Source organism: Enterobacter sp. KB-280D8 (assembly GCF_041399405.1).
In the GTDB taxonomy this organism is placed as follows: domain Bacteria; phylum Pseudomonadota; class Gammaproteobacteria; order Enterobacterales; family Enterobacteriaceae; genus Enterobacter; species Enterobacter cloacae_N.
In genome coordinates this window covers 723896-746678 of the sequence record NZ_JBGKEC010000001.1, presented here as the reverse complement: position 1 = coordinate 746678, position 22783 = coordinate 723896, and the positions used below count along the sequence as shown (strand labels likewise).

The following is a 22783-nucleotide window of genomic DNA, read 5'->3' as shown; positions in this document are numbered from 1 at the left end:
AAAGGACCCTAAAATGAAAATGCCCAAAATTGTGCTGTTATCAGCGCTGGTTTCGTGCGCCCTGTTATCAGGCTGTAAGGATGATAAAGCGTCTGCTGTGACCATTGAGTTCATGCACTCGTCAGTAGAGCAGGAGCGTCAGGCGGTTATTACGAAACTGATCGAAAAATTCGAGAAAGAAAACCCTGGCATTACGGTGAAGCAGGTACCGGTGGAAGAAGACGCCTACAACACCAAGGTGATTACGCTCGCCAGAACGGGCGCGCTGCCTGAAGTGATTGAAGTCAGCCATGATTACGCGAAAGTCATGGATAAGGAACAGCTGCTGGATCGCAAGGCTGTCGGTGACGTCATTAAAGCGGTAGGTGAAAAGACCTTCTATGACGGGATCCTGCGCGTTGTGCGTACCGAAGACGGTACAGCCTGGACGGGGGTGCCGATGAGTGCCTGGCTGTCCGGCGTCTGGTATCACAAAGATGTGCTTGCCGCCGCAGGTATCCAGGAGCCGCATAACTGGGAACAGCTGCTGAACGCCAGCCAGAAACTTAACGACCCGGCCAGGAAACATTACGGCATTGCACTGCCCACCGCGGAAAGCGTCATGACCGAGCAGGCGTTCTCTCAGTTTGCTCTGTCCGGCGGCGCGAACGTTTTTGATGCCAACGGAAACGTTGAAATTGATACCCCTGAAATGGCGAAAGCACTGGCGTTCTATAAAACGCTGGCCGCGACCACCATGCCGGGCTCGAACGACGTCATGGAGATCAAAGATGCCTTCATGAACGGTTCTGCACCGATGGCCGTCTATTCCACCTACATCCTGCCGGCAGTATTCCAGGATGGTAACCCTGCCAACCTTGGCTTCGTCGTGCCTACAGAAAAGTCCTCTGCCGTTTACGGCATGGTCACGTCGCTGACGATCACCACCGGCCAAACCGAAGAAGAAACGCAAGCGGCTGAAAAGTTTGTGACGTGGATGGAGCAGGCTCAAAACGCAACCGACTGGGTCATGATGTCGCCGGGCGCGGCGCTGCCGGTGAACACGCTGGTGGTAGGCACGGACACCTGGAAAAACAACGACGTGATTAAAGCGTTTGGGCAACTGCCTTATGAGCTGATCGCCCAGTTTCCGAACGTGCAGGTATTTGGCGCTGTCGGCGACAAAAACTTCACGCGCATGGGCGATGTGACAGGCTCCGGCATTATCAGCTCCATGGTGCATAACGTCACTGTGGGTAAACAAGATCTCAGCGCAACGCTTAGCAAGAGCCAAAAGCGACTGACTGACCTGATTTCACAACGATAGGAGCGCTCTGCGGAAGGAAATTATGAAGACGTTGTTTTCTGGTCGTTCAGATATGCCTTTCGCCATGCTGCTGTTGGCCCCCAGCCTGATTTTGCTGGGGGGCCTGGTGGCCTGGCCAATGATTTCCAATATTGAAATCAGTTTCTTACGTCTGCCGCTTAACCCGCGTATTGATGCGGTGTTCGTCGGCCTGGATAACTACATCCGCATTCTGGGGGATGCTGCGTTCTGGCATTCACTGTGGATGACGTTCTGGTATACGGCGCTGGTCGTGCTCGGCAGCACCGGGCTGGGGCTTGCCGTCGCCATCTTCTTTAACCGTGAGTTTCGTCTGCGTAAGACGGCGCGTTCGCTGGTGATTTTATCCTACGTGACGCCGTCTATTTCCCTGGTGTTTGCCTGGAAATACATGTTCAACAACGGCTACGGCATTGTGAACTATTTGGGCGTCGATCTGCTGCATCTGTATGACCAGGCGCCGCTCTGGTTCGACAACCCTGGCAGCAGCTTTGTGCTGGTGGTGCTGTTCGCCATCTGGCGTTACTTCCCGTATGCCTTTATCTCATTCCTGGCAATTTTGCAGACCATTGATAAATCGTTGTACGAAGCGGCAGAGATGGATGGGGCAAACGCCTGGCAGCGTTTCCGTATCGTCACGTTGCCCGCCATCATGCCTGTGCTGGCAACGGTGGTCACGCTGCGAACTATCTGGATGTTCTACATGTTTGCGGATGTTTATCTGCTGACCACGAAGGTCGATATTCTGGGCGTGTATCTCTATAAAACCGCCTTTGCATTCAACGATCTGGGTAAAGCAGCCGCCATTTCCGTTGTGCTGTTTGTGATCATCTTCGCCGTCATTCTGCTGACCAGAAAAAGGGTAAACCTCAATGGCAACAAATAAACGCATACTGGGCCGTATTGGTTTCTATCTGGGGCTGGCGGTATTTCTGATTATCACGCTGTTCCCGTTCTTCGTGATGCTGATGACGTCATTCAAGAGCGCGAAAGAGGCCATATCGCTGAATCCGACTATTCTGCCGCAGGCGTGGACGCTTCAGCATTATGTCGACATCTTTAACCCGCTGATCTTCCCGTTTGTGGATTACTTCCGCAACAGCATGGTGGTGTCGCTGACGTCTTCGGTAATTGCGGTGTTTCTCGGCACGCTGGGCGCTTACGCCTTGTCCAAGCTGCGTTTTAAAGGACGCACGACGATCAATGCGAGCTTCTACACCGTCTATATGTTCTCCGGGATATTGCTGGTGGTGCCGCTGTTCAAAATCATTACCGCGCTCGGCATTTATGACACTGAACTGGCGCTGATCATCACCATGGTGACCCAGACATTGCCTACGGCGGTATTCATGCTGCGCAGCTATTTCGACACCATTCCGGACGAAATAGAAGAGGCCGCGATGATGGATGGTCTGAACCGACTGCAAATCATCTTCCGCATTACCGTGCCGCTGGCCATTTCCGGTCTCGTGTCGGTGTTTGTTTACTGCTTCATGGTGGCATGGAACGACTACCTGTTTGCCTCCATTTTCCTGTCCAGTGCCAGCAACTTTACCCTGCCGGTCGGGCTGAACACGCTCTTTAGTACGCCAGATTATATCTGGGGTCGCATGATGGCGGCATCGCTGGTGACGGCGCTTCCGGTGGTCATCATGTACGCACTCTCTGAACGTTTTATTAAAAGTGGTTTGACCGCCGGTGGCGTCAAGGGCTAAGGCGGCCAATTTTTTTATCAGGAGCAAGTTATGAAGAAGTTAGTTGCGACAGCGCCACGCGTGGCGGCGCTGGTGGAATATGAAGACCGTGCTGTGGAAGCACATGAAGTGAAAATTCGCGCCCGCTTTGGCGCCCCGAAGCACGGAACGGAAGTCGTGGATTTCCGCGCGGCAAGCCCGTTTATTGATGAAGAGTTCAACGCAGAGTGGCAGATGTTCACTCCGCGTGAAGAGGGCGCTGCGCGCGGTATCGAATTCGGTAAGTTCCAGCTGGGCAACATGATCGTTGGCGACATTATTGAATGCGGTGCAGACGTGACGGAATACCAGGTCGGCGACAGCGTCTGCTGCTACGGCCCGCTGCAGGAGACGGTCATCGTTAACGCGGTGAACAACTATAAGCTGCGTAAAATGCCGCAGGGCGCGTCCTGGAAGAATGCCGTTTGCTACGATCCGGCGCAGTTCGCCATGAGCGGCGTGCGTGATGCCAACGTCCGCGTGGGCGACTTTGTTGTCGTGGTCGGTCTGGGAGCCATCGGGCAGATTGCGATTCAGCTGGCGAAAAAAGCCGGTGCGTCAGTGGTTATCGGCGTTGATCCGATTGAACACCGCTGTGAGATCGCTCGTCGTCACGGTGCTGACCACTGCCTGAATCCAATCGGTACCGATGTGGGTCTGGAAATCAAAAAGCTGACCGGCAAGCAGGGCGCAGACGTGATCATCGAAACCAGCGGGTTTGCGGATGCACTGCAGTCTGCGCTGCGCGGACTCGCCTATGGCGGAACCATCTCCTACGTGGCGTTCGCCAAGCCGTTTGCCGCGGGTTTCAACCTCGGCCGCGAAGCGCATTTCAACAACGCGAAGATTGTCTTCTCCCGCGCCTGCAGTGAACCCAACCCGGACTATCCGCGCTGGAGCCGCAAGCGTATCGAAGAGACCTGCTGGGAATTGCTGATGAACGGTTATCTGAATTGTGAAGATCTGATCGACCCGGTCGTGACCTTCGCCACCAGCCCGGAGAGCTATATGAAGTATGTCGATCAGCACCCGGAACTCAGTATCAAAATGGGCGTCACTTTTTAAGCTAAGGACAGCAAATCATGAAGATCGCAACACAAAACCAGGCTTTTTTCCCGTCCAGCATTATGGAAAAATTCGAGTACATCAAAGCAATGGGCTTTGATGGCTACGAAATTGACGGCCGCCTGCTGGTTGAAAACCTCGACGAAGTGAAAGCCGCTATCAAAGCCACTGGTCTGCCGGTGACGACAGCATGTGGCGGATACGATGGCTGGATCGGTGATTTCATCGAAGAACGCCGACTGAACGGGTTACAGCAGATCGAACGCATTCTGGAAGCGCTGGCGGAAGTCGGCGGAAAGGGCATTATCGTGCCTGCTGCCTGGGGGATGTTTACCTTCCGTCTGCCGCCAATGACCTCCCCACGCAGCCTCGACGGTGACCGCAAAGCGGTTAGCGCCTCGCTGCGCTGGCTGGATGAGGTGGCGGCGCGCACCGGTACTACCGTCTACCTGGAACCGCTGAACCGCTATCAGGATCATATGATCAACACCCTGGCAGAAGCGCGTCGTTATATCGAAGAGAACGGCCTGAAGCACGTGCAGATCATCGGCGACTTCTATCATATGAACATTGAAGAAGACTCGCTGACGGACGCGCTGCATCAGAACCGCGATCTGCTGGGTCATGTGCACATTGCAGATAATCATCGCTATCAGCCAGGCAGCGGCAGCCTTGATTTTGCCAGCCTGTTCGACCAGCTGCGTGCCGATAACTATCAGGGATACGTGGTATATGAATGCCGTGTTCGCGCCGAGGATCCGGCTAAGGCTTATCAGGACTCTCTCACTTATTTGCGTGAATGCTAAGGATGACGAGCGTGATGAGTGCTTCTACACCTTCGCCTCTGCGCGTCGCCATTATTGGCGCCGGGCAGGTCGCGGACAAAGTGCATGCCTCGTATTACGCCACGCGCAGTGATGTTCAAATGGTGGCTGTCATGGACAGCCGCCTTGAGCAGGCACAGGCGTTCGCGGAACGTTATGCTATTCCATCGGCATGGCAGGACGCTCACGAGATGTTGCAGGCAGTAAAACCGGATGTGGTGAGCGTCTGTTCGCCTAACCGGTTCCATTTTGAACACGTGATGGCGGCCCTTGCAGCAGGTTGCCACGTTATGTGTGAAAAGCCCCCGGCGATGACGTCGGAACAGGCCGACCAGATGCGCATCGCGGCGCGCAAGGCAGGAAAAGTCCTGGCGTACGATTTTCACCATCGCTTTGCCCTGGATACCCAACTGCTGCGTGATGCGGTAATGAACGGGACGCTCGGTGAAGTTTACTTTACCTCGGCGCAGGCGCTGCGCCGCTGCGGCGTACCGGGATGGGGCGTTTTTACCAACAAATCGTTACAGGGTGGCGGACCGCTGATTGATATCGGCATTCATATGCTTGACGCCGCAATGTATGTTCTGGGTTTCCCGGCGGTAAAACGGGTGACCGCGCACAGCTTCCAGAGGCTGGGAAACCGTAAAAGCGCCGGTCAGTTTGGCGAGTGGGATCCTGCGCAATTTACCGTGGAAGATGCCCTGTTTGGCACGATTGAATTCTGCAACGGCGGCATTCTGCGTCTGGACACCTCCTTTGCGCTTAACATTCGCGAGCAGTCCATCATGAACGTCTCTTTCTGCGGAGAAAAGGCGGGTGCAACGCTGTTCCCGGCGCACATCTACAACGACGAAGCCGGTGTTTTAGAAACCGTTACCCAGCGCGAAGAGGCGGACGATCAGCGCCATCTGCGCAGCATGGATGCCTTCGTGCGCCATGTGCAGGGAGAGCCCGTCATGATTGCCGATGCAGAACAGGGACTGGTTATTCAGCAGCTTGTCGCCGCGCTGTATGAATCAGCAGAAACAGGGGAAAGCGTGACATTATGCTGAACGTGTCTGTATTAACCGATCCGGGCTTTTGTCCTCACAGCCTGAATAAATATGCCTCTGTCATGGCCACCGGCAATGGCTACATGGGCATTCGCGCTGTGCACGAAGAAGATTACACCCAGCAGACCAGAGGCATGTATCTCGCGGGGCTGTATCATCGCGCGGGGCGCAATGAGACCACTGAGCTGGTCAATCTGCCGGATATCACCGGGATTGATGTTGAGCTGGATGGCATCAATTTCACCCTCCTTTCAGGGGAAATCCTTGAGTGGCAGCGCGAACTGGCCTTTGCGAACGGCGAGCTGCATCGTAACGTGGTCTGGCGTTCACCCAACGGGAAGCACTATAGGCTGGAGAGCCGTCGTTTTGTGTCGCTGGACCAGTTGCCTTTAGTGGCTATGCAGCTCTCGATCACGCCTCTTGATGACGCCACGCACGCGGTGCTGAAAACCGGCATCGACGCAACGCAAACGAACAGCGGCAGACAGCATCTGGATGAAATCTCGGTCAGGGTTTTTGACCAGCACTACATGCAGGGCGTGTATGAAACGCAGGATCGGGCGTCAGAGGTTGTTGTTTCGGCGTTTTGTCAGCTCTCAGCGAAGAGCGACAGCTGCTTCACCGCCAAAAATCGTCGTCTCAGCGTTCACCATTCGCTGACGATTGCTCAGGGTGACACTGTCACGCTTGAGAAAATCGTCTGGCTGACGCATCGCAGTGATAAATCGCTGTCGCAGGAGTCTTTTGCACGCAACGCACTGGCCGATCTCAAAGTCTCTGCGGCAAGAGGTTACGACGCGTTGCTTGAAAGCTCAGCGTATGCCTGGAAAGACGTCTGGCGTGACGCTCGGGTGGAGGTGGCTTCCGCTGAACATCAGGATCAGATGGCGCTGGATTATGCTGTCTGGCATCTGACCACGATGACGCCTGCCCATGATGAGCGAAGCAGTATTGCTGCAAAAGGGCTGACGGGAGAGGGTTATAAAGGCCACGTTTTCTGGGATACCGAAATTTTCCTGCTGCCTTTCCATCTGTTTACCCGCCCGCAGATTGCCCGTAGCCTTCTGCGCTATCGCTGGCTTAATCTCTCAGGCGCCCGGGAAAAAGCCCGTCGTAACGGCTGGCCTGGCGCGCTGTTCCCATGGGAAAGCGCCGCAAGCGGAGAGGAAGAGACGCCAGAGTTCGCGGCGATTAACATCCGCACCGGGGTACGCCAGAAGGTGGCTTCCGCACTCGCTGAACATCACATCGTGGCAGATATCGCCTGGGCCGTCGTCACTTACTGGCAGGCGACGCACGATGATGCCTTTATGCGTAATGAAGGCCTGACGCTGCTGATGGAAACGGCCTTGTTCTGGATGGGACGCGCCACTGAAATCAATGGTCGTCTGGAAATCCATGACGTGATCGGACCGGACGAATACACCGAGCACGTGAACAACAACGCCTACACCAACTATCTGGCCTGGCACAACGTTGCCTGCGCGCGCCAGTTTATGGCGATGTTTGAGCGTGAGGATACGCGTTTTACGGAGAATGCCACGCAGTTCCTGGCGCGCTTATGGCTGCCAGAGGCTGATGCAGACGGTGTGATCCCGCAGGATGATACCTTCATGTCTAAACCTGCCATCGATCTGAGCCGCTACAAAGCCAAAGCGGGTAAACAGACGATTCTGCTCGATTATTCCCGCGCGGAAGTGAACGAGATGCAGATCCTTAAGCAGGCCGATGTGGTGATGCTTAACTACCTGTTGCCGGAGCGGTTTACGCCACAGCAATGCGCCACCAATCTGGCGTTCTATGAGCCACGCACGATCCATGACTCATCCCTGAGCAAGGCCATTCACGGGATTGTCCTCGCGCGCTGCGGTGACACGCAGGGGGCCTATGCCTTCTGGCGCGACGGTATCGCCATTGATTTGGGCGACGATCCGCACAGCAGCGATGAGGGCATTCATGCCGCGGCCACCGGTGCGATCTGGTCTGGCGCAATTCAGGGGTTTGCTGGCCTGCAAATCATTGAAGGGGAACTGCATCTCGCGCCGAAACTGCCTGCTCACTGGCAGAAACTCGCTTTCCCGCTGCGGTGGCGGAACGCAACCATGCACTTCACCTATGAAAACGAGGTGTTAACCATTGAAACCACGGCACCTGCCACGCTGACGCTGTGGGGCAAAACGCTGCACGTATCGGAGCGAAAAGTTTGCGCCTGTAAGGACTTTTCTGCATTCGCATTTGGGACCGCTACCACGGAGGGGCACCATGACGCTTAAGGCTGTCGTATTCGATCTGGACGGTGTGATCACCGATACCGCACATCTCCACTTTCTGGCGTGGCGCGCCGTGGCGGAAGACATTGGCATCACCTTTGATGAAGTTTTTAACGAACAGCTGAAGGGGATAAGCCGCATGGATTCCCTCCAGCGCATTCTCAAGCATGGCGATAAAACGGGGATGTTTAGCGAGGAGCAGTGCCTGGCGCTTGCGACGAAAAAAAACGCGCTTTACGTCCAGTCGCTGGCATCACTAACGCAGGATTCTCTGCTGCCGGGGATCCGCGACGTGCTGGCGGAGATCCGTGCCGCGAAGGTCAAAATTGGGCTGGCATCCGTATCGCTCAATGCCCCAGGGATTTTGCACGCGCTGGGCATCGATCGGGCCTTCGATTTTTGCGCTGATGCTTCCCGCATTCGCCGCTCAAAGCCGGACCCGGAGATCTTTCTTGCGGCCTGTGCGGGGCTGAATGTGCGCCCTGAAGAGGCCATCGGCATTGAAGATGCCGCTGCGGGTGTTGAAGCAATCAACGCCTCAGGAATGCTGTCGGTCGGGATTGGGCCTGGCCTTAACCATGCGGGATTACAACTTCATTCAACGCGGGAATTGACCTGGAAATGCCTGACAGATTTCTGGGCGTCCCGGGCGTATTGATAAGGAATAAATTATGGCTCAACTGTCTCTGAAACATATTCAGAAAATCTATGATAACCAGGTCCACGTGGTTAAAGATTTCAACCTCGAAATTGAAGACAAAGAGTTTATTGTTTTCGTCGGTCCGTCGGGATGCGGTAAATCCACCACACTGCGAATGATTGCCGGTCTTGAGGAGATCAGCGCGGGTGAACTGATTATCGACGGCGTTTGCATGAATGACGTGCCCGCCAAGTCTCGCGATATTGCGATGGTATTCCAGAACTACGCGCTTTATCCGCATATGACGGTCTACGACAACATGGCGTTTGGCCTGAAAATGCAAAAAATAGCGCCCGCGGTGATTGAAGAGCGCGTTAACTGGGCGGCGCAGATTTTGGGGTTACGTGAATATCTGAAGCGTAAACCCGGTGCTTTATCGGGTGGTCAGCGCCAGCGCGTGGCGCTGGGCAGGGCGATCGTGCGTGAAGCGGGCGTCTTCCTGATGGATGAGCCGTTATCCAACCTCGATGCCAAGCTTCGTGTGCAGATGCGTGCCGAAATCAGCAAGCTGCACCAGAAGCTTAACACCACCATGATCTATGTAACGCACGACCAGACGGAAGCCATGACGATGGCGACCCGCATCGTGATCCTAAAAGACGGCATCATTCAGCAGGTGGGTGCGCCGAAGCAGGTATACAACGAGCCGGCAAATATGTTTGTCGCAGGGTTCATTGGCTCTCCGGCGATGAACTTCATTCGTGGCGCTATCGACGATCGCTATTTCGTAACGGAAACGCTGCGTCTGGAGATCCCTGAGGACAAGCTGGCCGAGTTGAATGCGCAAGGTTACCAGCGTAAAGCGGTCGTCTTCGGGATCCGTCCGGAAGATATTCTCACCCTGCAGAGCAGCGGAGAAGATATCACGGCGAAAGTCAGCGTCGCCGAGCTTACCGGAGCCGAATTTATGCTTTATGCCACCGTGGGCGGCCATGAACTGGTTGTCCGTGCGGGCGCGGCCAATGACTATGTAGCCGGAGATACTATCGGCATTCAGTTCGATATGAATAAGTGCCATTTCTTCGACGCCGATACCGAAGCGGCTATTAGATAAGAAAGGTGTTTGCCGGAAATGCAAATTTCCGGTTTTTTTGTTTGTTAATTATAAAGGGAATATTTAATGAGTACTCTACTAAGAAGTGCTGCGCTCGTTCTGTGCGCAGGGGTTAGCTGCGCGCAAGCAACAGAATCCGCAAAGCAGTGGGCGTTTAATATCGGTGCCATGTATGAAATTGAAAACGTCGAAGGTCAGGGCGACGATAAAGATGGATTATATGAACCTTCCGTGTGGTTTAATGCAACATGGGATGCCTGGACGATCTCTTTGGCAATGTATCAGGAAGGACCGGTTGATTATAGCAGCATGACGCGTGGTACCTATTTCGATCGCCCGGAATTTGAATTACGCTATCGCTTTATCGGCACCGATGATTTTACTTTCGGTCTGACCGGTGGCTTCCGCAATTATGGTTATCACTTTAAAGATGAGCACGGTGCCAAAGACGGCAGCGCTAATATGCAGCGCTACAAAGTTCAGCCTGACTGGGATATTAAATTAACCGACGACTGGCGCTTTGGCGGCTGGTTTGCCATGTACCAGTTTGCCAACGATCTGGAAAAAACCGGTTATTCTGACAGCCGCGTCGAGACTGAAACGGGCTTTACCTGGACTATTAATGAAACCGTCTCCGCCAAGGTGAATTACTATTTAGAGCGCGGCTTCAATATGGACAGCTCGCGCAATAACGGCGAGTTTTCTACCCAGGAAATTCGTGCCTATCTGCCGATTTCGTTAGGCCAGACGACGTTAACGCCTTATACCCGACTGGGTCTCGATCGCTGGTCAAACTGGGACTGGCAGGACGATCCAGCGCGTGAAGGGCATGATTTCAACCGTCTGGGTATGCTGTACGCCTATGATTTTAACAACGGTTTATCCATGACGCTGGAATATGCCTACGAATGGGAAAACCACGATGAAGGTGAGAGCGATCGCTTCCACTATGCGGGTGTCGGCGTGAACTACGCGTTCTGATAACGTTTTACCAGGGGCGATTGCCCCTGGTTTTTAGCGCAAGGACGCTGCATCCGAAAAATGCGTTTCAACCAATACCTTATGCGGCGCAGGTTTACCCGCAATACGCTTAAATAACACGTTGCAGCTCTCTTCGCCGAGCTTTCTCGTCGGGATATCAAACCCACCGGGAGCAGGAGTTAATACGAGAGACAGCATCGGATCGCAGTATCCTGCCATGGCAACCTGCTCGGGAACCATCAGATTTAACTCATCCGCTGCCCGATAAAGACCCAGCAATTTCATGCTGTCTGTGGCAAAAACGGCATTGGGCGGGTTATCGGACGAGAGTAATTTGCAGGCTGCCTGAAGCGCGCTTTCATGGGTATATCCGCCATCAATGACCCAATCCGGGTTAATGGCGATACCCTGCTTCTCAAGGCTGGATTTATAGCCAGCAAGGCGATCGATAGAAACGTGATAATCGAGCGGGGCATGCAGACAGGCAATTTTTGTTCGTCCATGTTTAATAAACGAATCGACCAAAATAGCGCTGTCGTGGAAATTGTCCGTATCAACAGAATAAATATTCTGGAACTTACCTTCTACTTTCCCAATAACCACTACGGGCACACCGTATTCGTCCAGCGTGGTGAAAAAAGATTCGTTTGCCGGTGAGCTCAGCATGATGATCCCTTTGATCATCTTCTGCTTTATTTTTCCCACGCACTTCTGCAGATCGTCCTCACTGCTTTTCGAGGTTTGTAAAATAACGTCGAATCCTTCTTCTTCCGCTTTCGCCGTAATGGCATGAAGAACGTCGGAGAAAAAAGGGTTACCGGCTGTGGTTTTGGTCGAGCGGGTCGAAATAACCATAATGGCATCGAAGCCAGAAGAGGTCAGGGCGCGGGCCAGTTTGTTGGGCTGATAATTTAATTCGTCTATCGCCTTCAGCACTTTGTCTCGCGCTTCAGGGGAAATATTCGTTTGTTTATTCAGAACTCGGGAAACGGTTGATTTCGATACGCCCGCAACCCGTGCGATATCATAGATGGTGGGTGACATACACCTTACTCACTCCGGACTGACAGCAATGTGGTTCATCTTACTGGAGAGAAAACGGCAATAGCAATAAATAAGAATTGATAATCAACGATCTGCCCCCATTTATTGTATTCTGAAGCCATACATTCCAGGCTTCCGGGCAATGAAGGATGGCGATGAAGCGATTTAAGAACGAATTCAACTCACTGGTGAACCGCGGCGTTGATCGACATCTGCGTCTGGCCGTCACCGGCCTGAGCCGCAGCGGTAAGACGGCGTTCATCACCGCGATGGTAAACCAGTTGCTGAACCTGCACGCCGGCGCGCGCCTGCCGTTGCTCAGCGCCGTGCGGGAAGAGCGTCTGCTGGGCGTTAAGCGCGTCCCTCAGCGTGATTTTGGCATACCGCGTTTTACCTACGACGAAGGACTGGCGCAGCTTTACGGCGATCCGCCCGCGTGGCCGACGCCGACGCGAGGCGTCAGTGAAATTCGCCTTGCGCTGCGCTTTCGTTCTAATGAATCGCTGCTACGTCACTTTAAGGATACCTCCACCCTGTATCTGGAAATCGTCGATTATCCTGGCGAATGGCTGCTCGACCTGCCGATGCTGGGGCAGGACTACCTCAGCTGGTCTCGTCAGATGACAGGCTTGTTGCAGGGGCAACGCGCAGAGTGGTCGACGAAGTGGCGACAGCTGTGCGAAGGCCTGGATCCGCTGGCGCCTGCGGATGAAAACCGTCTGGCGACCATTGCTGAAGCCTGGACGGCCTATCTGCACCAGTGCAAACAGGAAGGGCTGCACTTTATCCAGCCGGGCCGTTTTGTCTTGCCGGGTGATTTAGCAGGCGCGCCCGCGCTGCAGTTCTTCCCGTGGCCGGACGTGGACGGCGCAGGCGAGTCGAAGCTGGCGCAGGCAGACAAACACACGAACGCCGGAATGCTGCGCGAGCGTTACAATTACTACTGTGAAAAGGTGGTCAAAGGTTTTTATAAAAACCACTTTTTACGTTTCGACCGCCAGATTGTGCTGGTGGATTGCCTGCAGCCGCTCAACAGCGGGCCGCAGGCATTTAACGATATGCGCCTCGCGCTGACGCAGCTGATGCAGAGTTTCCACTACGGGCAGCGGACGCTGTTCCGTCGTCTGTTCTCACCGGTGATCGACAAGCTGCTGTTTGCAGCCACAAAAGCCGATCACGTTACGGTCGATCAGCACGCCAACATGGTTTCTCTGCTGCAGCAGCTGGTGCAGGACGCCTGGCAAAACGCCGCGTTTGAAGGCATCAGTATGGATTGCCTCGGGCTCGCATCGGTGCAGGCGACGCAAAGCGGCCTGATTGACCTTAACGGCGAGAAAATACCGGCATTACGCGGGAACCGGCTCAGTGACGGCGAGCCGCTCACCGTCTATCCCGGCGAAGTCCCCGCGCGGCTGCCGGGCCAGGCCTTCTGGCAGAGCCAGGGCTTCCAGTTTGAAGCCTTCCGCCCTCAGACCATGAGCGTCGATCGGCCGTTACCGCACATCCGTCTGGATGCGGCGTTGGAGTTTTTGATTGGAGATAAATTGCGATGACGGAACCGTTAAAACCGCGCATAGACTTTTCCGGAACGCTTGAACCTGATCGTCAGGACGCCTTTAAAACGGCGCAGACGTTCAGCGGCGCGCAGGCGGAGAACTTTGCCCCGGCGCTGCCGGACGATCCCGCCGTTGAGGAAGGTCCGGCGGAGGCGGTCGTGGAAGCCGCTCTGCGCCCGAAACGCAGCCTGTGGCGCAAGATGGTCACCGCCGGTCTTGCGCTGTTTGGCGTCAGCGTGGTCGGGCAGGGCGTGCAGTGGGCGATGAACGCCTGGCAAACCCAGGATTGGGTCGCGCTGGGCGGTTGTGCCGCGGGCGCGCTCATCGTGGGGGCGGGTATCGGGTCGGTTGCCACCGAGTGGCGCCGCCTCTGGCGTTTGCGACAGCGCGCGCACGAGCGTGATGAAGCGCGGGATCTTCTCCACAGCCACGGCACCGGCAAAGGCCGCGCCTTCTGCGAAAAACTGGCCAGCCAGGCCGGTATCGATCAGTCACATCCGGCGCTTCAGCGCTGGTATGCCGCCATCCATGAAACCCAGAATGACCGGGAGGTGGTCACGCTCTATTCCCATATGGTTCAGCCGGTACTGGATGCGCAGGCGCGACGCGAGATTAGCCGCTCGGCGGCGGAGTCTACGCTGATGATTGCCGTCAGCCCGCTGGCGCTGGTGGATATGGCCTTTATCGCCTGGCGTAACCTGCGCCTCATCAACCGTATCGCGAACCTTTACGGCATAGAGCTGGGTTACTACAGCCGGCTCAGGCTGTTCAAACTGGTCCTGCTCAATATCGCCTTTGCGGGCGCGAGCGAGCTGGTGCGCGAAGTGGGAATGGACTGGATGTCGCAGGATCTGGCGGCGCGTCTCTCCGCCCGTGCCGCTCAGGGCATTGGCGCGGGCTTACTGACGGCGCGTTTGGGTATCAAAGCGATGGAGGTGTGCCGACCGCTGCCGTGGATTGATGGCGATAAGCCGCGGCTGGGGGATTTCAGGCGTGAACTGATCGGTCAGCTGAAAAATACGCTCAATAAAAAGCCGGCTCCGTGAGGCGTTGTTCATTAATCGTGCTGGCTGTCAATATTTGTTGACAGCCATCTTCCGGTTCACCGTGTTCTGACATATCATTTTAAGGTTATTGGCTTAAAACGGTGAATTTCCCATGCGTCTTGAAGTCTTCTGTGAAGACCGTCTCGGTCTGACCCGCGAGTTACTCGATCTTCTTGTTTTACGTAGCATTGATTTACGTGGCATTGAGATCGATCCTGTCGGGCGAATTTACCTCAATTTTGCCGAAATTGAATTTAACACCTTCAGCAGCCTGATGGCGGAAATCCGCCGTATCGCTGGCGTTACGGATGTACGCACCATCCCCTGGATGCCCTCCGAACGTGAGCACCTCGCCCTGAGCGCGCTGCTTGAAGCGATGCCTGAGCCGTTCCTCTCTCTGGATCTGAAAAGTAAAGTCGAGCGCGTTAACCACGCGAGCTGCCAGCTTTTCGCGCAGAGCCAGGAGAAGCTCAGCAACCACCACGCCGCGCAGCTGATCCCCGGTTTTAACTTCCAGCGCTGGCTGGACAGCAATCCGCAGAATACGCATAGCGAGCACGTGGTGATAAACGGGCAGAATTTCCTGATGGAGATCACCCCGGTCTATCTGAAAGGAGAAGGAGACACCCGCGTATTGACCGGTTCGGTGATCATGCTGCGCTCGACGCTGCGCATGGGTCGCCAGCTGCAAAACCTCTCCAGCCAGGATGTCGGCGCGTTCAGCCAGATTATTGCCGTCAGCCCGAAAATGCGCCATGTGGTTGACCAGGCGCGCAAGCTTGCCAGCCTGACCGCGCCGCTGCTGATTACCGGCGATACCGGTACCGGGAAAGATTTGCTGGCGCACGCCGTGCACCTGGCAAGCCCGCGTGCGGCAAAACCGTATCTGGCACTTAACTGTGCCTCGATTCCGGAAGATGCTGTTGAAAGCGAGCTGTTTGGTCACGCGCCGGAAGGCAAGAAAGGGTTCTTCGAGCAGGCCAACGGCGGCTCCGTGCTGCTGGATGAAATCGGCGAAATGTCGCCGCGTATGCAGGCCAAACTGCTGCGCTTCCTGAACGACGGGACCTTCCGCCGCGTCGGAGAGGATCACGAAGTTCATGTGGACGTGCGCGTTATCTGCGCCACCCAGAAAAACCTGGTGGAGCTGGTGCAAAAGGGGATCTTCCGTGAGGATCTCTATTACCGCCTTAACGTCCTGACGCTGAACATTCCGCCGTTGCGTGACTGTCCGCAGGACATCATGCCGCTAACGGAGCTGTTTGTGGCCCGCTTTGCCGACGAGCAGGGGGTACCGCGTCCGAAGCTGTCTGCCGATCTCGGCACGGTGCTCATGCGCTACGGCTGGCCGGGCAACATCCGTCAGCTTAAAAACGCCGTTTATCGTGCGCTGACCCAGCTGGAAGGCTATGAACTGCGCCCCCAGGATATCCTGTTGCCGGATTACGACGCCGGGACGGTGTCGGTAGGCGAAGAGGCGATGGAAGGCTCGCTGGATGATATCACCAGCCGCTTTGAGCGCTCCGTGCTTACGCAGCTGTACCGCAGCTATCCCAGCACCCGAAAGCTGGCAAAACGTCTTGGCGTCTCGCATACCGCGATTGCAAATAAGCTACGTGAGTATGGGTTGAATCATAAGAAAGGTGACGAATAACAAAAAGCCTCTGTAAAGAGGCTTTTTTGATGATTATTCCTTTGCCAGCGGGGTGGTTACGATTTCTGTTTTTGTCTCTCCCTGAATCGACGCAATCCTGCTTTCGACATCCTTCACCTGCTGCGCGCTGTGTAGCAGGGTATAGGTCAGATCAAACTGAGCGCTGGCCCCTGGCGACAGCTGCTTAACCCGCTTCTGCTCGCGTTCAATGGTGACGGGGTAGGCGTAGCTGGTGCCCGGCTCAATCCCCGTGACATAGCCCTGTTTTGGCGTATCGGTATTTTTCCACAGGGTGAGCACCGGGAGCTGGCGGGTATCAAACTGAATCGACGCGCCTTTGTCACCGGCTTTATTCACCACCGCTGCGAGGGTTTCGTGGTTGCTGTCGGCGAGCGGTTTGATATTAAAGACCATCTCATCAAAGCCTTTTGTCGGCCCGGCGTAGGTTTGCCAGTCGTTAACGCCCGCTTTCGCGTAATCATTGAACGGGCTTACGCTTGCCGCGGGGGCAAGGAAGCGCGCGCCTTCTTCGAGGACTGGCGCCCCGAAGTTGCTGTGATAGATGATTTGGTAATCATGAGGGTAATCGGCATGGTTTGTCAGAACGTCATGCAGGCTGAACTGGTTGGTTCCCGGAACGTAACGCAGTTCGGTCATAGTTTGCAGATCCGCTTTTTTAAACGTGCTTTCTTTGATGAGACCGCGAATACGAATTTCATGCGGGGCAGCATCAGCAATTTCTACCTCCACCTGAGAGGCCGGGGTGTTGCCTGCCTTACCGTGCAGGGTGTAAATCTGGCCGTCAGCGGTGACCGGGTGCCCAGTCCATTCGTAGCCACAGCGGACCATCATCTCGTTGAAACCTTCCAGCCAGCCAAGCCCGTTTCGGCTTTCCAGATTAATATACCCCGGGTTAACGACCTCCTTAACGGGCGAGTTCCAGCCCAGTCTGGTGCCAAATCCTTCCACATGCAGAAGGTTCATCCCGCGCGTCGGGCTTAAGGTGATGGTCAGGCCATTTTTACTGCTGATGACGATAACTTTACTGCCTTCCTGCCTGCCGCCGTGCAACACTTTTTGCTCAATGCTGAACGTTCGATCGTTAATTTTCAGCTCATCGCTGGAAATCTTCCAGTTTCCTTTTTCCACGCTGCTTTCAGCGCTTGTCAGCACCCAGGTTTTAGCTGCGGCATGGCCCGAAACCAGTACCGAAAGGAGCGTTAAAGCCAGTTTTATTTTCATATTTATCCCTTTTTGCTGAAACGATTATTTAACATCGTAAGCAAATCTAATGTTTTGGCGATGAGGGAAATGTGATGTGCCTCACTGAGGGTAAATACAGGGATATTTAACGATTGATTTGCGGGTATGATCGCTTTATCGATGAATTCTTAATGCTATTTTGCATAAATATTGTGATCCAAATTGATTAATGCTTTAACGATTCAGCTGGCGATTAATAAAAAACCCCGCCATAGCGAGGTTTTGAAAAAGCGGTATAAAATGCTAAGTAATGATTATGCTTTCAGCTTGTCCAGCGCGGCGGTGTAATCCGGCTCGGTAGTGATTTCATTAACCAGTTCGCTGAAGACGACAGTGTCGTTTTCATCAAGAACCAGTACCGCGCGTGCTGCCAGACCTTTCAGAGGGCCCTCGGCGATGCTGACGCCGTAATTTTCGAGGAAATCCGGGCTGCGCAGGGTGGAGAGAGTAATAACGTTGCTCAGGCCTTCAGCGCCGCAGAAGCGAGACTGGGCGAACGGCAGGTCAGCAGAAATGCACAGCACAACGGTGTTGTCCATTTCAGTTGCCAGCTGGTTAAACTTACGCACGGAGGCGGCGCAAACCCCGGTATCAATGCTCGGGAAAAGGTTCAGCACTTTGCGTTTACCCGCAAACTGAGCCAGTGTGACGTCAGACAGATCTTTAGCCACCAGAGTAAAAGCCTGCGCTTTGCTGCCAGCCTGCGGAATGGAACCTGCAACAGCAACCGGGTTGCCCTGGAAATGAACGAGTTGTGACATAGATATCTTCCTGTTTACATATAGTTAACGTCGGGGCTAGTGTATGCCATCCGCGGATAACACGGCAAACCAAATTTTTCGCCTTTTCGGGCCGCAAGGAGTCAGTGATGAGAAGCGTTAAGGTCTATGAAGAAGCCTGGCCATTGCATACCCCGTTTGTGATCTCTCGCGGCAGCCGAAGCGAAGCCAGCGTGGTGGTCGTTGAAATCGAAGAGGACGGTTTTAAAGGTGTAGGGGAGTGCACGCCTTACCCACGCTATGGAGAAAGCCTCGCGTCGGTGATGGCGCATATCATGACGCTGGTGCCGGACCTGCAAACCGGGCTTACGCGCGAGGCATTACAGCAGCGTTTGCCCGCCGGTGCCGCACGCAACGCTATTGATAGCGCGCTCTGGAGCCTGGAGGCGGCGAAGCAGCAGCAACCGCTGACAGCATTGCTGGGCGTGGCGCTGCCGGAATCGGTGGCTACCGCGCAAACGGTGGTGATTGGCGAGCCGGAACAGATGGCCGCCAGCGCAAAAGCGCTTTATGACGCCGGGGCCCGGCTGCTGAAGGTGAAGCTCGACGATCGTCTGATTAGCGAGCGAATGGTCGCCATTCGCGCGGCGGTACCCGCAGCCACGCTAATTGTTGATGCCAATGAATCATGGCATCCGGAAGGGCTGGCTGCCCGCTGTCAGCTGCTGGCCGACCTGGGGGTGGCCATGCTGGAGCAGCCTCTGCCAGCAAAAGAGGATGCGGCGCTGAAGAATTTTATCCATCCGTTGCCCGTTTGTGCGGATGAAAGCTGCCACACCCGCGCGAGTTTGAGCGAGCTGCAGGGCCGCTACGAGATGGTCAATATTAAGCTCGACAAGACCGGCGGGCTGACAGAGGCACTGGCCCTGGCGGAAGAAGCCCGGGCGCAGGGTTTTTCGCTGATGCTGGGCTGTATGCTCTGTACGTCCCGGGCGATCGGCGCGGCGCTACCGCTGGTCAATCAGGTCCGTTTCGCCGATCTGGACGGCCCGACGTGGCTGGCGGTTGACGTATCACCCGCGCTCCATTTTACCAGCGGCGTGCTTCATCTCTGAGGCTGCCAGCGCAAAAGCTCCACCATGGCTTTTAAGTATTTTTCGCTGGCTTCGTCGGACGAGATTGCCGGGAATTCAGCGGTAATACAGGGCAGGCTCAAATCGGCGCACCAGCTACCGAACGAGCCTGGCGTTTCATAGCCCACGCTGGTCACGAGCGGCAGGGCGAACGCGTCTGCCAGCCACGCGCCGAGCTCAGAGTGGCGCGGATCTTCAATGCAGGCCAGCGGATCGTGGAAGGAGACCACCCACGCGGGGTGGATCTTATGGATTAGCTGGCACAGCGCCTGGGTTTCCGGCTCTGAGCCCGGCTTATCTCCCGTCAGCAGAACCACATCACGCTCCTCGGCGGAGCTGTTCCAGCGATACACCGTTTCCCCGGCGCGCCAGTTTGCTGCCGGAAAATTACGGTTTAAGTCAACGCCTCGCGCATTGGCGCGAAGCCCCAGCTGACAGCCGTCCGGATTTACCGCCAGAATCACATGATGACGTCGCAATGAAGGCGTCAGCGTCCGCAGCGCGCAGGAAAGCGTCACGATGGAGGAGTTCTCGTCCCCGTGTGTGCCGGCAAGAATCAAGCCGCTGTCGCGGTCTGCGTCAGGGGCGGGGAACCAGATCAGCGATGCGCCTAAAAACGAGCGGCCATATTGCTCAGCGCCCGGCGGAAAGGCGCCGCGTTCCGCTCTCGGTCGGGTGGTTGCCATACGAAATCCTGATAAAGAAAGCACTACTGGCAGTGTTGTGCAAAACACGCTGTTAATCAAATAGTTTCCGTAACGGCTGAGAATTGCCTTAAATCACTCTTCAGGAGTAAGTTATTTGCATTTCTCTTTGTCGAAACAAATAATTACGCATCTGCTTATTACCTGAATTTATTAAAGGGGATCTTATGAAGCATCCTGTTTCGCGTCTTTTTGCCGCACTGTGCCTGTGCGGACTCTCTTCACTTACTTTTGCTGCTGATGTGCCGCAGGGCACTGCGCTGGCGCAAAAGCAGGAGCTGGTCAGGCATATTAAAGACGAACCGGCTTCGCTGGACCCGGCGAAAGCCGTGGGGTTGCCAGAGATTCAGGTGATTCGCGATCTCTTCGAAGGTCTGGTTAATCAGAATGAGAAAGGGGAGCTGATTCCGGGCGTGGCGACGCGCTGGCAGAGTAATGATAACCGTATCTGGACGTTTACCTTACGCGATGACGCGAAATGGTCCGACGGTTCCCCTGTCACCGCCCAGGATTTTGTCTACAGCTGGCAGCGTCTGGTTGACCCGAAAACCACCTCTCCGTTTGCCTGGTTTGCCGCGCTGGCGGGAATCAATAACGCGCAGGCCATTATTGACGGTAAAGCCGCGCCCGATACGCTGGGGGTGACGGCGGTGGATGCCAGGACGTTACGCGTCCAGCTGGACAAACCGCTGCCGTGGTTCAGCAACCTGACGGCGAACTTTGCCTTCTATCCAGTACAAAAAGCTAACGTAGAAAGCGGTAAAGAGTGGACGCGGCCGGGCGCGCTGGTGGGGAACGGCGCTTACGTTCTGAAGGACCGCGTGGTGAATGAAAAGCTGGTTGTGGTGCCCAATACGCACTACTGGGACAATGCCAAAACGGTACTGCAAAAGGTCACCTTCGTGCCGATTAATCAGGAATCGTCGGCCACCAAACGCTACCTGGCAGGGGATATTGATATTACCGAATCGTTCCCGAAAAACATGTATCAGAAGCTGCTGAAGGATATTCCGGGGCAGGTGTATACGCCGCCTCAGCTGGGCACGTATTACTATGCGTTTAACACGCAAAAGGGCCCAACGGCCGATGCCCGCGTCCGTCTTGCGCTGAGCATGACTATCGACCGTCGCATTATGGCGGAAAAGGTGTTAGGCACGGGAGAGAAACCCGCCTGGCACTTTACGCCTGACGTGACGGCAGGGTTTACCCCGGACGCCTCGCCGTTTGAGCAGATGTCGCAGCAGGAGCTGAACGCCCAGGCCAAAACCTTGCTGCAGGCCGCAGGCTACGGTCCTCAGCGCCCCCTGAAGCTGAACCTGCTGTACAACACATCCGAAAACCACCAGAAAATCGCCATTGCGGTGGCCTCCATGTGGAAGAAAAATCTCGGAGTGGATGTCAAACTGCAAAACCAGGAGTGGAAAACCTACATTGATAGCCGTAATACCGGCAACTTTGACGTGATCCGCGCCTCATGGGTAGGCGATTACAACGAGCCATCAACCTTTTTGTCGCTGCTGACCTCAACCCACAGCGGCAATATCTCCCGTTTCAGTGACCCGGCTTACGATAAGATTATCGGCCAGGCGACGCTGGAAACCACGGCGAAAGCGCGTAATGCCGACTACAACATGGCGGAGAAAATTCTTATGGAGAAGGCGCCCATCGCGCCAATTTACCAGTATACCAACGGCCGCCTGATTAAGCCCTGGGTGAAGGGTTACCCCATCAACAACCCGGAAGACGTGGCGTATAGCCGGACGATGTATATTGAAAAGCACTAATCAAGTACTGGCGCGGCTTGCGGCGCCAGTTCCTCCTTCTGAGCATCACCCGTCACAGCTGAAAGCATCATTTTTCTGACGGTATTTTTGGCCTGTTCAGATGGTTTGCCCGCCCGACACTTCAATGCGCTGTGCGGTTACCCAACGGTTATCATCACGCAGCAGGCTGGCGACCATCGGCCCGATATCGTCGGAAACGCCGACCCGCCCGAGCGCGGTCATGGCGGCAAACTGCGCGTTGACATCTGCGTTGTCGCGAACCAGGCCGCCGCCAAAATCGGTTTCAATGGCGCCTGGCGCGATGGTATTGACGGTGATGCCGCGCGGGCCCAGCTCGCGTGCCAGATAAACGCTGAGCATTTCCACCGCCGCTTTTGCCGCCGCGTAAGCGGAGAACCCAGGGTACGATACCCGGGTCAGGCCGGACGAGAAGTTGATGATGCGCCCGCTGTCCGCCAGCAGGGGTAAAAGGGTCTGGATCAGGAAAAATACCCCTTTGACATGGACACTGAACAGCCCGTCGAACTGCGCTTCGGTGGTCTCGCCCACCCCGGCAAACTCGCCATGACCTGCGTTATTTATCAGGTGGTCGAAGGTGTCGCGCTGCCAGACCTCGGCGAGTTGTTGACGCAGAGTTTCGGCAAATGCCGGGAAAGTCGTCGTCTGCGCCACATCCAGTTGAATCGCAATCGCCTTACGACCAAGGGTGCGGATTTCCGCGACAACAGCTTCAGCCTGAGGGGTATTTCCTCTGTAAGCGACGATAATATCGCCCCCCTGACGCGCGACAGAGAGGGCGGTGTTACGGCCAAGACCACGATTGGCGCCGGTGATAAGTGCAATTTTACTCATGGTGTATCCTCTGTTTGGTGGAGCT

20 protein-coding genes are annotated in these 22783 nt (G+C 55.3%); 15 read left to right on the top strand and 5 right to left on the bottom strand.

The features are described 5' to 3' along the window. The first annotated feature begins 13 nt into the window (after positions 1-13). The 10 genes from AB8818_RS03565 (at position 14) to AB8818_RS03520 (ending at position 11003) form a co-directional block, all read left to right on the top strand. A complete protein-coding gene (locus AB8818_RS03565; protein WP_192984217.1) occupies positions 14-1306 on the top strand; it encodes an ABC transporter substrate-binding protein in 1293 nt (430 codons plus the stop codon). Positions 1307-1328: 22 nt separating this feature from the next. After that, the gene (locus AB8818_RS03560) at positions 1329-2210 is read left to right on the top strand and encodes a carbohydrate ABC transporter permease (RefSeq protein ID WP_028013373.1); all 882 of its coding nucleotides are present in this window, start codon (positions 1329-1331) and stop codon (positions 2208-2210) included. Continuing rightward, complete coding sequence (locus tag AB8818_RS03555; RefSeq protein ID WP_151413656.1) at positions 2197-3039, top strand: carbohydrate ABC transporter permease; 843 nt, start codon at positions 2197-2199, stop codon at positions 3037-3039. Before AB8818_RS03560 ends, AB8818_RS03555 begins: the two co-directional genes overlap by 14 nt. Positions 3040-3069: 30 nt before the next feature. Continuing rightward, on the top strand, positions 3070-4122 hold the full coding sequence (locus AB8818_RS03550) for a zinc-binding alcohol dehydrogenase (protein WP_116339535.1): 1053 nt from the start codon (positions 3070-3072) through the stop codon (positions 4120-4122). Between the two features lie 17 nt (positions 4123-4139). Further along, a complete protein-coding gene (locus tag AB8818_RS03545) occupies positions 4140-4928 on the top strand; it encodes a sugar phosphate isomerase/epimerase (protein WP_192984220.1) in 789 nt (262 codons plus the stop codon). A gap of 11 nt (positions 4929-4939) precedes the next feature. Beyond that, complete coding sequence (locus tag AB8818_RS03540; RefSeq protein WP_192984223.1) at positions 4940-5998, top strand: Gfo/Idh/MocA family protein; 1059 nt, start codon at positions 4940-4942, stop codon at positions 5996-5998. Further along, positions 5992-8271, top strand: a complete 2280-nt coding sequence (locus tag AB8818_RS03535) for a glycoside hydrolase family 65 protein (protein ID WP_192984226.1) — start codon at positions 5992-5994, stop codon at positions 8269-8271. Before AB8818_RS03540 ends, AB8818_RS03535 begins: the two co-directional genes overlap by 7 nt. Beyond that, a complete protein-coding gene (gene pgmB / locus AB8818_RS03530; RefSeq protein ID WP_192984229.1) occupies positions 8261-8926 on the top strand; it encodes a beta-phosphoglucomutase in 666 nt (221 codons plus the stop codon). The genes AB8818_RS03535 and pgmB overlap by 11 nt, the downstream gene beginning before the upstream one ends. A 13-nt stretch (positions 8927-8939) precedes the next feature. Beyond that, complete coding sequence (locus AB8818_RS03525) at positions 8940-10022, top strand: ABC transporter ATP-binding protein (protein WP_061098026.1); 1083 nt, start codon at positions 8940-8942, stop codon at positions 10020-10022. Positions 10023-10088: 66 nt separating this feature from the next. Then, the gene (locus AB8818_RS03520; protein ID WP_116339546.1) at positions 10089-11003 is read left to right on the top strand and encodes an OmpG family monomeric porin; all 915 of its coding nucleotides are present in this window, start codon (positions 10089-10091) and stop codon (positions 11001-11003) included. 33 nt (positions 11004-11036) lie between these two features. On the opposite strand, the gene AB8818_RS03515 is transcribed toward AB8818_RS03520, so the two are convergent. After that, positions 11037-12047: a LacI family DNA-binding transcriptional regulator gene (locus AB8818_RS03515; protein ID WP_371199773.1), complete on the bottom strand. Its 1011-nt coding sequence runs from the start codon at positions 12045-12047 to the stop codon at positions 11037-11039. Positions 12048-12202: 155 nt separating this feature from the next. On the opposite strand from AB8818_RS03515, the gene AB8818_RS03510 reads away from it, so the two are divergent. The 3 genes from AB8818_RS03510 to tyrR all read left to right on the top strand — a co-directional run bounded on the left by AB8818_RS03510 (position 12203) and on the right by tyrR (position 16303). Next, the gene (locus AB8818_RS03510; RefSeq protein WP_192984231.1) at positions 12203-13600 is read left to right on the top strand and encodes a YcjX family protein; all 1398 of its coding nucleotides are present in this window, start codon (positions 12203-12205) and stop codon (positions 13598-13600) included. Continuing rightward, positions 13597-14649, top strand: a complete 1053-nt coding sequence (locus AB8818_RS03505) for a YcjF family protein (protein WP_192984234.1) — start codon at positions 13597-13599, stop codon at positions 14647-14649. Before AB8818_RS03510 ends, AB8818_RS03505 begins: the two co-directional genes overlap by 4 nt. Before the next feature lie 112 nt (positions 14650-14761). Next, a complete protein-coding gene (gene tyrR, locus AB8818_RS03500; RefSeq protein ID WP_163330870.1) occupies positions 14762-16303 on the top strand; it encodes a transcriptional regulator TyrR in 1542 nt (513 codons plus the stop codon). Between the two features lie 33 nt (positions 16304-16336). On the opposite strand, the gene AB8818_RS03495 is transcribed toward tyrR, so the two are convergent. Further along, entirely contained in the window at positions 16337-17545 is a 1209-nt protein-coding gene (locus AB8818_RS03495) for an aldose 1-epimerase family protein (protein ID WP_371199772.1), read from the bottom strand. 275 nt (positions 17546-17820) lie between these two features. Beyond that, on the bottom strand, positions 17821-18327 hold the full coding sequence (gene tpx, locus AB8818_RS03490) for a thiol peroxidase (protein ID WP_192984239.1): 507 nt from the start codon (positions 18325-18327) through the stop codon (positions 17821-17823). A 107-nt stretch (positions 18328-18434) separates the two neighbouring features. Here tpx and ycjG point away from each other — a divergent pair, with 107 nt between their 5' ends. Continuing rightward, positions 18435-19400 carry an L-Ala-D/L-Glu epimerase gene (gene ycjG, locus AB8818_RS03485; RefSeq protein ID WP_116339560.1) on the top strand — a complete coding sequence of 322 codons (966 nt, stop codon included), beginning with the start codon at positions 18435-18437 and terminating at the stop codon, positions 19398-19400. Here ycjG and mpaA read toward each other — a convergent pair. Then, positions 19391-20104 carry a murein tripeptide amidase MpaA gene (gene mpaA / locus AB8818_RS03480; protein WP_116339562.1) on the bottom strand — a complete coding sequence of 238 codons (714 nt, stop codon included), beginning with the start codon at positions 20102-20104 and terminating at the stop codon, positions 19391-19393. The two genes, ycjG and mpaA, sit on opposite strands and share 10 nt — an antisense overlap. 185 nt (positions 20105-20289) lie before the next feature. On the opposite strand from mpaA, the gene AB8818_RS03475 reads away from it, so the two are divergent. After that, positions 20290-21906 (top strand): ABC transporter substrate-binding protein, encoded by a 1617-nt coding sequence (locus tag AB8818_RS03475; RefSeq protein ID WP_192984242.1) that lies wholly within the window; start codon positions 20290-20292, stop codon positions 21904-21906. Positions 21907-22002: 96 nt separating this feature from the next. On the opposite strand, the gene AB8818_RS03470 is transcribed toward AB8818_RS03475, so the two are convergent. Then, positions 22003-22758 (bottom strand): SDR family NAD(P)-dependent oxidoreductase, encoded by a 756-nt coding sequence (locus AB8818_RS03470; RefSeq protein WP_192984244.1) that lies wholly within the window; start codon positions 22756-22758, stop codon positions 22003-22005. Between the last annotated feature and the right edge of the window lie 25 nt (positions 22759-22783).

Coding starts and splice junctions, on each gene's coding strand:
- AB8818_RS03520 (WP_116339546.1), top strand. CDS start 10,089: ATGAGTACTCTACTAAGAAGTGCTGCGCTCGTTCTGTGCGCAGGGGTT.
- AB8818_RS03525 (WP_061098026.1), top strand. CDS start 8,940: ATGGCTCAACTGTCTCTGAAACATATTCAGAAAATCTATGATAACCAG.
- AB8818_RS03495 (WP_371199772.1), bottom strand. CDS start 17,545: ATGAAAATAAAACTGGCTTTAACGCTCCTTTCGGTACTGGTTTCGGGC.
- AB8818_RS03550 (WP_116339535.1), top strand. CDS start 3,070: ATGAAGAAGTTAGTTGCGACAGCGCCACGCGTGGCGGCGCTGGTGGAA.
- AB8818_RS03505 (WP_192984234.1), top strand. CDS start 13,597: ATGACGGAACCGTTAAAACCGCGCATAGACTTTTCCGGAACGCTTGAA.
- AB8818_RS03510 (WP_192984231.1), top strand. CDS start 12,203: ATGAAGCGATTTAAGAACGAATTCAACTCACTGGTGAACCGCGGCGTT.
- AB8818_RS03555 (WP_151413656.1), top strand. CDS start 2,197: ATGGCAACAAATAAACGCATACTGGGCCGTATTGGTTTCTATCTGGGG.
- mpaA (WP_116339562.1), bottom strand. CDS start 20,104: ATGGCAACCACCCGACCGAGAGCGGAACGCGGCGCCTTTCCGCCGGGC.
- AB8818_RS03475 (WP_192984242.1), top strand. CDS start 20,290: ATGAAGCATCCTGTTTCGCGTCTTTTTGCCGCACTGTGCCTGTGCGGA.
- pgmB (WP_192984229.1), top strand. CDS start 8,261: ATGACGCTTAAGGCTGTCGTATTCGATCTGGACGGTGTGATCACCGAT.
- tpx (WP_192984239.1), bottom strand. CDS start 18,327: ATGTCACAACTCGTTCATTTCCAGGGCAACCCGGTTGCTGTTGCAGGT.
- ycjG (WP_116339560.1), top strand. CDS start 18,435: ATGAGAAGCGTTAAGGTCTATGAAGAAGCCTGGCCATTGCATACCCCG.
- AB8818_RS03535 (WP_192984226.1), top strand. CDS start 5,992: ATGCTGAACGTGTCTGTATTAACCGATCCGGGCTTTTGTCCTCACAGC.
- AB8818_RS03470 (WP_192984244.1), bottom strand. CDS start 22,758: ATGAGTAAAATTGCACTTATCACCGGCGCCAATCGTGGTCTTGGCCGT.
- AB8818_RS03560 (WP_028013373.1), top strand. CDS start 1,329: ATGAAGACGTTGTTTTCTGGTCGTTCAGATATGCCTTTCGCCATGCTG.
- AB8818_RS03545 (WP_192984220.1), top strand. CDS start 4,140: ATGAAGATCGCAACACAAAACCAGGCTTTTTTCCCGTCCAGCATTATG.
- AB8818_RS03565 (WP_192984217.1), top strand. CDS start 14: ATGAAAATGCCCAAAATTGTGCTGTTATCAGCGCTGGTTTCGTGCGCC.
- AB8818_RS03515 (WP_371199773.1), bottom strand. CDS start 12,047: ATGTCACCCACCATCTATGATATCGCACGGGTTGCGGGCGTATCGAAA.
- tyrR (WP_163330870.1), top strand. CDS start 14,762: ATGCGTCTTGAAGTCTTCTGTGAAGACCGTCTCGGTCTGACCCGCGAG.